8 protein-coding genes are annotated in these 8,082 nt (G+C 67.8%); 1 reads left to right on the forward strand and 7 read right to left on the reverse strand.

The genetic code is table 11. From position 1 onward, the window contains the following. A partial coding sequence (locus tag L995_RS08580) for an aminotransferase class I/II-fold pyridoxal phosphate-dependent enzyme (protein ID WP_047470994.1) occupies positions 1–309 on the forward strand: 309 nt, incomplete at its 5' end. A 213-nt stretch (positions 310–522) separates the two neighbouring features. Here L995_RS08580 and L995_RS08585 read toward each other — a convergent pair. The 7 genes from L995_RS08585 to L995_RS08615 all read right to left on the reverse strand — a co-directional run. Beyond that, positions 523–1,236 (reverse strand): RNA polymerase sigma factor FliA, encoded by a 714-nt coding sequence (locus tag L995_RS08585; RefSeq protein ID WP_012202528.1) that lies wholly within the window; start codon positions 1,234–1,236, stop codon positions 523–525. 5 nt (positions 1,237–1,241) lie between these two features. Next, positions 1,242–2,123 carry a hypothetical protein gene (locus tag L995_RS08590; protein ID WP_016449286.1) on the reverse strand — a complete coding sequence of 294 codons (882 nt, stop codon included), beginning with the start codon at positions 2,121–2,123 and terminating at the stop codon, positions 1,242–1,244. Continuing rightward, a complete protein-coding gene (gene flhF / locus L995_RS08595; protein WP_047470997.1) occupies positions 2,116–3,729 on the reverse strand; it encodes a flagellar biosynthesis protein FlhF in 1,614 nt (537 codons plus the stop codon). The genes L995_RS08590 and flhF overlap by 8 nt, the downstream gene beginning before the upstream one ends. After that, complete coding sequence (gene flhA, locus L995_RS08600) at positions 3,726–5,825, reverse strand: flagellar biosynthesis protein FlhA (RefSeq protein ID WP_047470999.1); 2,100 nt, start codon at positions 5,823–5,825, stop codon at positions 3,726–3,728. Before flhA ends, flhF begins: the two co-directional genes overlap by 4 nt. Next, positions 5,822–6,994, reverse strand: coding sequence for an EscU/YscU/HrcU family type III secretion system export apparatus switch protein (locus L995_RS08605; RefSeq protein ID WP_047471001.1), 1,173 nt, complete (start codon positions 6,992–6,994; stop codon positions 5,822–5,824). The genes flhA and L995_RS08605 overlap by 4 nt, the downstream gene beginning before the upstream one ends. 200 nt (positions 6,995–7,194) lie before the next feature. Continuing rightward, positions 7,195–7,809 carry a protein phosphatase CheZ gene (locus L995_RS08610; protein WP_016449290.1) on the reverse strand — a complete coding sequence of 205 codons (615 nt, stop codon included), beginning with the start codon at positions 7,807–7,809 and terminating at the stop codon, positions 7,195–7,197. Positions 7,810–7,819: 10 nt separating this feature from the next. Then, on the reverse strand, positions 7,820–8,082 hold a 263-nt coding region (locus L995_RS08615; RefSeq protein WP_047471003.1), incomplete at its 5' end, for a response regulator.

Below are 8,082 nucleotides of genomic sequence, written 5' to 3' on the forward strand. Positions count from 1 at the left end.
CGCCATGCCGAGCGCCTGCGCCAGCACCTGGCCCAGGCCCGCATGCGCAGCGTGGCACTGGCCCAGCAGGCCGGAGCCCGCTTCGCGGCCGAGCCGGCCGGCATGTTCGGCTGGGTGGACACCGGCGTGGACACCGAAACCCTGGCCCAGCGCCTGCTGGACGCCGGCTACTTCATCGCCCCCGGCTCCATGTTCCACGCCGGCCGCCAGCCCAGCACCTGCATGCGCATCAACTTCGCCACTACGCAGGAACCCGCCTTCTGGCGCATCTTCGAACGCGAAGTCCAGGCCATGCGCGGCAGCGCATAGAAAAGGGGAATGGGAGAGAGGAGAGGGGGCGGAAGGCGGGGAAGGCTGTATCGACCCGCAAACATAGATCAGACCAGCAGCGCAAAAAACCGACGAGGCCCAAAGCGAGGGACACCGAGCAAGGGCCGCCCCGCCGCGAGGGTGTCGTCCCCCTCCCCCGCGAAGCGGGTAGAGAGGGGGAAGGCGCGTCAGCGCCTCAGGGGGTGCCCCCAGTCAATGCGCCCGCATCTTCGTCCGCAGGCGCGCAATCGCCTGGCTGTGCAGCTGGCACACACGCGATTCGGTCACGCCCAGCACGGCGGCGATTTCCTTGAGGTTCATGTCGTGCTCGTAGTACATGCCCATGATGTACTGCTCGCGCTCGGGCAGGGCCTTGATGGCTTCGACCAGGGCCACGCGCAGGCGGTGGTCGCGCAGCAGCGCAAAGGGGTCGGCGCCGCTGTCGGCCACGTGGCGTTCGAGGAAGTCCTCGCCCTCGTCGCCGCCTGACATGTCTTCCAGGTACACCAGCTGAGTGCCGCGCACCTTGCCCAGCAGCGACTGGTAGTCGTCCAGGTCCATGCCCAGCTCGTCGGCGATCTCGGACTCCAGCGGGGTGCGTCCCAGGCGCTGCTCCAGGCGGTGCAGCGCGTGCTCTATGTCCTTCTGGCTCTTGCGCGAGCTGCGGCTCATCCAGTCGCCCTCGCGCAGTTCATCAAGCATGGCGCCGCGGATGCGCTGGCTGGCGAAGGTCTCGAATTGCACGCCCTGCTCGCTCTCGAAGCGGGACAGGGCTTCGGCCAGGCCGATCATTCCGACCTGTATCAGATCATCAAGCTCCACATTGGGAGGCAGCTTGGCGATCATGTGCAGCGCGATCCGGCGTACCAGGGGTACATGCCGACGGATCAGTGCATCGCGGTCGAGTTGGCCTTTGGCGGTGTACATGGCAGTCAGTGGCTCCAGGCATGGGATGCAGGCAGCGGTGCGTAGCCGGCGGCCAGGTCCTGGCCGCCATGCGGCAATACGCTGCCCGCATGGTTGAGCAACTGCAGCGCCAGGCGCTGCAGGTCCGGTGCATGGTGCAGGCGCACGGGCAGCAGCCCGGGCGCGTGGCCCAGATGGCGCTGTGCGCAGCGCAGCAGCGCGTCGATCTGTGACTGGCGCCGTTGCGCATCCTCGGCCTGGCTGCGGGCACCGGTCTGTCCGCGGCGCCAATCGTAGCTGGTCACATCCACGGGGTCAGCGCCGGGCAGCAGCGGCGCCAGCAGGCAGCGCAGGCCGGCATGCACGGCCAGCTGCTTGAGCTGGCGGTAGCAGCCCAGCACGCGGGGGCCGTGTTCGGGCAGCACCATCAGCGGGTGCACGGCCTGGCCGGGAAGATTGCGGGCCAGTGTGTCGGCATCGGCATACAGCATGACGATGGCATAGCCGCGCACATGGCGCTGCAGCCATTGCATGGGCGTCATGCCGGCTTGCCGTGCCTGCAGGGGCAGCAGCTCCAGGCCCTGGCGGGCAGGCAGCACGGCCACCGAGCTGTGACGGGGGTCGGGGTGCAGGCCGGTACGGGCCTGCCAGGCGCTTTGCTGCAGCAGCTGGGCCAGGCCAGGCGCGTCGGCCGCCTCGCCCTGGCTGGCATCGAGCACAAGGACGGGCATGCCCAGGCGCTGCAGGCTGGCGCAGACCGGCCACAGAAGGGATTGCTCGGACTGGCCTTCAGGGTCGGCCGCCGTGTCGCGCAGCATGGCCAGCACACGCAGGCTGGACGGTGCTGCGGCGCCGGGCTGGCCGTGCAGGCCCAGGCCCTGGTGCAGCTGGGGGAAGGTCTCAAGCATGGCTGACCTCGCTGTCCATGGTGCTGGGGCTGGACGGGGTGAAGAAGAAGTCCAGGTCCAGCGCCTTGGGATCGAAGGCCGAGCGGGTGGAGGCGCGCATGGAGGCGGAGACCAGCTGCTGCGCATCGGCGCGCTCCCAATCTTCGGGCACGCGCTGGCCGTTGGTCACGCCGCGCAGCTGCATCTGGTGGCGGATCAGCGTGTCCACCGAGGGGCCCAGCTTCACGGCCTCGTCCACCTTGGTGAGGATGGCCTGGCTGGATCCGCGTGCCTTGAAGGCCTGCATCACATCGTCCAGCGCATCGCCCTGGCCGGCCGCGTTCACGGCCAGCAGCTTTTGCACGCCGGGCAGGTCCAGCAGGTCCAGGATTTCGTCCTTGCGCGGATCGCGCGGGGCCACGCCCGTGGTGTCGATCAGCACCAGCTGCTTGTTGGCCAGCAGGCCCAGCAGGTCCTGCAGCGCGGCGCGGTCATGGGCCAGGTGGGCGACCATGCCCAGCATGCGGCCGTAGGAGCGCAGCTGGTCGTGGGCGCCGACGCGGTAGGTGTCCAGGGTGATCAGGCCGACGCTGGAGGCGCCGTACTTGGCCGCGCACAGGGCCGCCAGCTTGGCCGTGGTCGTGGTCTTGCCCACGCCGGTGGAGCCCACCAGGGCGAAGACGCCGCCTTGCTCGTACAGCGGCTCCTGGCCGGCGTCGGTGCGCAGATTGCGTTCCAGCACCTGCATCAGCCAGCGCACGGCGTCGCCGGCGGACAGGTCCTGGGGCATGTGCTCGACCAGGGCGCGGGCCAGCACGGGGGAGTAGCCCGCGCGGATCAGCTTGTGCGTGAGATTGGCGTGGATGGGGTTCTGGCGCGTCTGGCCCAGCCAGGTCAGGGTGTTGAAGCGCTCTTCGATCAGGTCGCGCACGGACTGCAGCTCATCGCGCAGCGCCTGGGAGGCCATGGCTGGAGCGGGTTCGCTGCGCAGGGGCTCGCGCAGCGGCGCCTCGGCGCTGGCGCGCAGCGGATTGTGGCGGGCCACGGAAGGCGCGGGCTGTGCCTTGAACGGCTGCTGTGCGGCCATGGGCGCGGCGGCCGGCGCTTCGCGCAGGGCGTCGCCCAGGCTGCGGCGCTGGGCAAAGCTGGGCAGGGGCTCGTCGACGCCGGCCTCGTGGCGGCGGCGCAGCATGCGTTCGCGCACGTAGTCCTGGAAGGACAGGGTGCTCATGGCCAGTTGCTCGGTGTCTTCCTGCACGCTCTGGCGCAGGCCGGCGGGCTCGGCACCATTTGCCGACAGCGAGGCTGCCAGCGAAGCCGCCTGTGAGGGCGTCGGCGAAGCCTGCTGTGCCGTGCGCGGCTGGGTATGCGCCTGGATCAGCTGGGCCTGCAGCTGGGGACGCAGGCCCGTGGTCTCCTCGGCCGAGCGGCGCTCGATGGCCTGCTGCAGCGGCGTGCTGCTGGCGGCGGCCTTGCTGTGCTCCAGCGTGTCCTCGGCCGTGGCCATGACCTCGACGCCATCGGGCGTGCTGCGGTTGGACAGGATCAGGGTGCCCGCTCCGAAAGCCATGCGCGCCTTGGCCAGGGCCTCGCGGGAGGTGGGGGCGTAGAAGCGTTTGATGTTCATGCGGATGCACCTTTAAGAATCGAGCCGATGCGGATGGTGTGCGTTTCGGGGATCTCGCTGTGGGCGAGAACCTGCAGACGCGGCGCCACGCGGCGCACCAGGCGGGCAATGGAATTGCGGATGGAATCGGGAACCAGCAGGCAGGCAGGCAGGCCCAGCTCTTCTTGCTGGTTGGCCATGTCGGCCGCCTTCTGGGTGAGGATCTCGGCCACGCCGGGATCCAGTGAGGGGGAGCCGGGGTTGGACAGGGCCTGCACCAGCAGGCGTTCGAGTCCGGGCTCGATGGCGATGACGTTCAGCTCGCGGGTCGGGCCGTAGATCTGCTGGACGATGGACGGCGACAGTGCAATGCGCACGCGGCGGGCCAGCTCGACAGGGTCCTGCGTGGTCGAGGAGTGCTCGGCCAGCGTCTCGATGATGGTGCGGATGTCACGCACGTGCACCGAGTCTTCCAGCAGCAGCTGGAGCACTTTCTGGAACGTCGTGATGGACACCATTTTCGGAATGACTTCTTCGATCAGCTTGGGAGCCAGTTTGGCCACATGCTCCACCAACTGCTGCGTCTCGGTACGGCTGATCAGCTTGGCGGCATGCACTTGCATCAAGTGTGACAAATGGGTGGCCATCACGGTTTCCGAATCAACCACGGTAAAGCCTGCCATTTGTGCCGCTTCCTTCTGGCGTTCGTCGATCCAGTGGGCGGGCAGGCCGAAGGCCGGGTCGGTGGTCTGGGTGCCGATCAGCGGGGTGCTGATGCCGCCCGGATTGATGGCCAGGAACATGCCGGGGAAGGCCTCGCCCTCGCCCACCATCACGCCGCGCAGGGTGATGCGGTAGGCGCTGGGCTTGAGCTCCAGGTTGTCGCGCACGTGCACGGCCGGGGGCAGAAAGCCCACTTCCTGTGCGAACTTGCGGCGCACGCCCTTGATGCGGGTCAGCAGGTCGCCCTGGCGGCCCTTGTCCACCAGAGTGATCAGGCGGTAGCCCAGCTCCAGGCCCAGCAGGTCCACGGGCTGCAGGTCGTCCCAGGTGGCTTCGCCGTCGCTGGGCGCGGCCACGGGGGCGGGGGCCTGGGTTTGCTGGGCGGCGCGTTCCTGCTGGCGGCGCGAGAGCATCCAGGCCAGCCAGCCCAGCATTGCGCCCGTGCTCAGGAACACGACGTGGGGCATGCCCGGAATGACACCCAGCAGGCCCAGCACGCCGGCCGTGATGCCCAGCACCTTGGGCGACATGAACAGCTGCTGCGCGATCTGCTGGCCCATGTCGGTTTCCTTGCCCACGCGCGAGATCACCATGGCCGCGGCCACCGAGATCAGCAGGCCGGGGATCTGTGCGACCAGCGCATCGCCCACGGCCAGCAGGATGTAGCTGTCGGCGGCCTGGCCGGCCGACAGGCCGTGCTGGATCATGCCGATGGCGAAGCCGCCGATGATGTTGATCACCAGGATCAGGATGCCGGCGACCGCGTCGCCGCGCACGAACTTGCTGGCACCGTCCATGGAGCCGAAGAAGTTGGCTTCCTCCTGCACCTCGGCGCGGCGGCGCTTGGCTTCCTTTTCGTCGATCAGGCCGGCGTTCAGGTCGGCATCCACGGCCATCTGCTTGCCGGGCATGGCGTCCAGGGTGAAGCGGGCCGAGACTTCGGCGATACGCTCGGCACCCTTGGTGATCACCACGAAGTTGATCACCACCAGGATGGCGAACACGATCAGGCCGACCGCGAAGTTGCCGCCGATCAGGAAGTGGCCGAAGGCCTCGATCACCGCACCGGCCGCTCCGGGGCCGGTGTGGCCTTCCAGCAGCACCACGCGTGTGGAGGCCACGTTCAGCGACAGGCGCATCAGCGTGGTCAGCAGCAGCACCGAGGGGAAGGCCGCAAAGTCCAGCGGCCGGATCATGTAGGCCGCCACCATCATCACCATCAGCGCCACGGCAATGTTCAGCGTGAAGAACGTGTCCAGCAGCCACGGCGGAATCGGCAGCACCATCAGCGCCAGGATGGCCACCACCAGCAGCGGCGCCATCAGGCCCTGGGCGAACCTGGTGTTCTCGCCCGACCACATCGATTGCAGGGATTGGAGCGGATTCGTCGTCATGGAGCAGTACCTTCAGTGGTCGCGGCGGCGGGCGCGCGGCGGCCCTGGTGCGGATCGAGTTCGGCGGGCACGGCGGGTTCGCCGAGATCGCCAGGCATGGGGCCTTCGCCGCGCAGTGCGGCCTTCAGGCGGTAGACATAGGCCAGGACCTGGGCCACGGCCGTGTACAGCGCGGCGGGAATGGCCTGGTCCAGGTCGGCGTGCGCGTACAGGGCGCGCGCCAGCATCGGGGATTCGAGCACCGGTATCTTGTGGGCGCCCGCGACCTCGCGGATCTTCAGGGCCACCAGGTCCGTGCCCTTGGAGATGACCTGCGGGGCGGCCATGGTCTTTTCGTCGTAGCGCAGCGCCACGGCATAGTGCGTGGGGTTGGTGACCACGAAGTCGGCGCGCGGCACGGCGTTGACGCTGGCACGGTCGGCGATCTCGCGCTGCTTCTGGCGGATCTTGCTCTTGATCTGCGGGTTGCCGTCGGACTCCTTGTGCTCCTGCTTGACTTCCTCGTGGCTCATCTTCAGGCGCGACTTGAACAGGTAGGCCTGCAGCGGCACGTCGATCACGGCCATCAGGAACACCACCAGCAGCAGCAGGGCCACGCCGCTGGCCAGCCACTGCCCGGTCATGGTCAGCGCCATGGCCGAAGGCTGGGAGGAGATGGCGGCGATCTCGGCGATGTGGCTGCTCAGGAACTTCCAGGCCACGAAGGAGAGGATGGCCGTCATCGCCACCATCTTGGCCACGGTCACCATCTGCTGCTTGGAAAACAGATTGGTCAGGCCCGACAGCGGGTTGAGACGGTTGAACTGCGGCTGTATGGGCTTGAGGCTCAGGATCCAGCCGCCGGCCAGCATGCCCGACAGCACGGCCGCGGCCGTGGTCACGGCGGCAACGCCCAGGGAAATCTTCAGGCCCAGGCTGCCCATGGACAGCATGCGCTCCATCATCAGGGCCGGGGTCTTGGCCGTGTGCGCGTCGAACGCCAGTTGCTGGGCCAGCGCCATGCGCATGTGCTGGATCAGGGGCTCGGCGCCCATCAGCATCATCAGCGCGCCCGTGCCCAGGATGGCCAGGTGGGACAGGTCCCGGGAGCGCGCACCCTGGCCGTCAGAACGCGTTTTCTGCAGTTTGCGTTCGGTGGCTGGCAGGTTTTTGTCTTGGCTGGAGTCCATGGCGCAATGACGGAAGGATTTGCGTCATTGTCGGAACAAGCCGGATGGGCGAAGCCCCGATAAGCAGGGCTCAAGCGGCGCTTATGCGCTGTCTGGGGTGTGGTGCGGCAGGCAGCGGCACGCCGGCAAACCCTTGCCCCGCAGCGGGAAGGGTTGCCGTGCAAATGCCAATGCAAAGGCGCATGGCGCCCCGGGGTGTGTCAGAACCCCAGGCTGGCCAGCAGATCGTCCACCTGGGACTGTGAAGTCACCACATCGGGTGTCTTCTCGGGATCGACCACGGGGCCGGCCAGGTGCTCCTTGGGCTTTTCCAGCGGCTCCAGCGCCGTCTGCTGCGGGTTGGGCGAGGTCTGGATGAGCAGCTGCACCAGCTGGTCCTCCAGGTCGGCGGCCAGCGACACCACGCGGGCGATGACCTGGCCCGTGAGATCGTGGAAGTCCTGGGACATCATGATCTCGGTGAGGTGCTCATCGGCCTGCTGCGTGTCCTGCTCGACCTCTTCGAGGAAGTTCATCACCCGGCCCTTGGCCACGGCCGCCACGGGATCCTCGACCAGCTGCGCGCGCATGGCGCGCACGCGCTCGGCCAGCCGGTCCTGCTGGCTCTTGGCCAGCTCGACACGGTTGAGGACCTTCTCGGCGGCCTCTCCGGTCAGCCGCGCAATGTAGGAAAGGCGGCTTTGCGCATCCGGCAGCTCTCCCATGCTGCCGCGCAATCGGTCCGCATAGCCCAGCTCGTTGAGCGAGTCATGCAGCTGGCGTGTGAGAACGCCTACCTTGTAGTGGACGCTGTCGGGGACATCCGGGTTGCTCATGGCGCGCGCCCTACAGGCCCAGCTTTTTGAGGATCAGGTTGACTTTCTCTTCCAGCGTGGCCTTGGTGAAGGGCTTGACGATGTAGCCTGCCGCACCGCCCTGGGCCGCTGCCACGATGTCCTCCTTGCGGGCCTCGGCCGTCACCATCAGCACGGGAAGGTGCTTGAGTTTGTCGTCCTGCTTGATTTCGGTGAGCAGCTGGAAGCCGTTCATGTTCGGCATGTTGATGTCCGTCACCACGAAATCGAACTTGCTGTTGCGCAGCTTGTGCA

Source organism: Delftia sp. ZNC0008, assembly GCF_000799035.1.
GTDB classification, from domain to species: Bacteria; Pseudomonadota; Gammaproteobacteria; order Burkholderiales; family Burkholderiaceae_C; genus Comamonas; species Comamonas tsuruhatensis.